The organism is Bacillus sp. JJ722 (genome assembly GCF_036963345.1).
Classification (GTDB): Bacteria; Bacillota; Bacilli; order Bacillales; family DSM-1321; genus Bacillus_AD.
Map to the genome: position 1 here is coordinate 1 of NZ_JBALMO010000183.1, position 2,727 is coordinate 2,727.

3 protein-coding genes are annotated in these 2,727 nt (G+C 27.0%); all 3 read left to right on the forward strand.

Features of this window, described 5'->3' with window-relative positions; all coding sequences use genetic code 11:
* Window positions 1-21 precede the first annotated feature (21 nt).
* Window positions 22-192, forward strand: a complete 171-nt coding sequence (locus V7014_RS19880) for a hypothetical protein (protein WP_335509585.1) — start codon at window positions 22-24, stop codon at window positions 190-192.
* Between the two features lie 658 nt (window positions 193-850).
* Window positions 851-1,768, forward strand: a complete 918-nt coding sequence (locus V7014_RS19885) for an AimR family lysis-lysogeny pheromone receptor (RefSeq protein ID WP_335509586.1) — start codon at window positions 851-853, stop codon at window positions 1,766-1,768.
* A 734-nt stretch (window positions 1,769-2,502) separates the two neighbouring features.
* A partial coding sequence (locus tag V7014_RS19890; RefSeq protein ID WP_335509588.1) for a hypothetical protein occupies window positions 2,503-2,727 on the forward strand: 225 nt, incomplete at its 3' end.

Here is a 2,727-nt window from a genome sequence, read left to right on the forward strand (position 1 = left end):
ATACTAATAAGGAGGTGTTATATGTTCGAACAATATTGCGAAGAGTTCATTAATGCAATAGTAAGCTTACTAGAAGATGCTGATAAATTCCAAAAGAAACAAAGATTGTATATTGAAGATCATATAATTAATTGTGCTACATGCCAAACAATTCTAAATAAATATAAGAATATTGATTTATTATCTAGTTAGAGAAATGCTTACAGCTATTTTATTTTGATACCAGCTTATTGAGCTGGTTTTTATATGCCAATGAAAAATCGCCACTGCTACTAGTAATAATTCGGAACATTTATAAATGATAAATTAATGTTAATCGACATGGCTGTCTTTTTGTAAATATTTTATATTACCTCAAGTCTTTTTTTTAGTTAGACAAAATAGAATAGACTGAGGTGATAGAAAATGGAAAAGGTAAAATGTTTATTTTATGATAACATGCCAACTTGTTTATTTTTTTTCACTATTTTTATTACTAATTTATTGATGGTACTGCATTTAGTGTAAGTGTTTATAGAAGCTCCTAGAATAATCGATATTCCCAAAAACAGCTAAGAATATAGCTGTTTTTTATTTTGAGCTTAAATATTCATTCTATTAATAGATTTTTTCGATTCTAATAGGAAATAATTAGTAAATAATGGTATTATAGAAGTGTTAAGATTAAGCTTTTTTGATTTATTTGCAGATCTATCAAATAGATGGAGCTGTGCAACTATAATATCTATACCAATTAATGAATTAAATGTTAACCTAACACAACAATTTATAAAATTATCAGAAAAGTCAGTAATTTTATAAAAAATGTAAAATTACTGACTGATACAACTTTAACTAGAGAGGGGATCTTATGTGTATATTAAAAAGAATACTTAATAAAAAATCATCTGATGACAGTTCTCTTATAACCAATCTAGCTAAAGAAATTGGATGTGCAAGCTCTTCAATTACAAAATTTAAAAATGAAGAAAATAAAGAGTTTCATGACTTCGAAGGTTTGGTTAAAATGGTTAAATTTTTAGATGAGGATAATGAGTTTGAAATAATGATGGACTATTCAACCAATATTGATGTAAATAGTATGTCTGCTAGGACAATGTTGGACTACTTATCTGTAAATAGACAATTTGATGCTATGAATAGTTTGATTGAACGAATAAAACAAACATCCAATTCTGAAAGCAAACCTTGGGTTGAAGCATACTCATTATTATATCTATGGCAAATACAAGCCTACGAATTAGATTTAGACAAGTTCTTAAATGAAGTAAACGGCTTAAATACTAAAAATTTTACTTCATTAGAAATATTGCAAAGATTGCTTAAATGTTATGCCTATGATTTAAAAAAAGATCACAAACAAGTTTTTGAGATATCAGAAGAGATAAAAATTCTAATCAACAATGTAAAAGAAAAGTATTTAAAAAGAGTATTTTCTGTAAAACTATATGAAGTATTATCAAATATTAACCTCTGGGTATTTTATGATGCAGATACTTCTAGGTTTTATGCCATGAAAGTAATTGAGGCTAATATAGGTAATGCATTTAATTCATACGCATATTACATAATTGCACAATCATATTTTTACAATTCTTATGATATTTCTAAACAATTCTTTGTGAAAAGTATAGATGGTTATAAATCATTTGGTAGAAACGAAGTTGCTAAAGATATTGAAGAAACGCTGGAATTATTAGAAGTATTTTGGGGCCAAAAGGATCTAAATGAAAACTTCTTATTGAAGAAAAATGAACTATATAAATAAAGGTAAATCAAGTATAGATTTTGCAAAATAAATAGACTTGATTTACTAAAAGGAATTTTAAAAAATACATAAGTGCTTTTGAGGAGGTGAGGGAAATGAAGAAAGTAGCACTTATCGTAGTTTTAGTAGTTGGAATTATTGCAGCAAGTACATTTTTAGGTGACACAACTCTACTAGCTGATCCACCAATGGGTGGCTGAATTATACTGAACTATTAAATGAATAATAAGACGTTACTCATTTTAAAAAGGGTAGCGTCTTCAACTATTTTATAGAGGGATTTAAAAAATTGAGAAGGTGGGATGTTGCTCAGTAATTGGTGCCTTAATGGAAGAGTACTTGTTAAACCAAACACTCTATTATAGTTAACTATTTTGATACATAGAGTATTTCAAATTATATTTTAACCAATGTCACACAATAATAAATGATTTACATAAAATAAGGTAAAATTATTGACCCTTGAGGAAGAACAAGACAAACATCTTCGGATAATTCCATAAGAAATATTGGATCAATTTCATAATCAAAAAGTATAAACCGCTATGGTCTGTATCCCTAAACAAATGCAAGTATAAAAGTAAAATTGAAAAATGTTATACATGTTGGAATTATCATTAATATTACTAATATCTTAGCAGTAGAACTTTTAATTTTTGTGAACCATTTGTAATGAACAAATAGAATAATGATTATTAATGGAAAAAAGAATTAAAAGGAAAAAGGAGAATTACATGAAAATAAGAATAGGTGTATCTTTGTTTGTACTTTTTTTGTTTATTTTATTTGGCATAGATCGTTACAAAAACAGTAATGAAGTTAGTAGTATAGCACAAACCATAACCATTAAAGAAACCCGTGAAATAAAAGCAAGAGCTTATGATTTTTTGTCCGAAAAACATCAAAGTGAAATTGATGATATTAATAACTCAGAACTAACTGCATTTAAATCAGGTGGG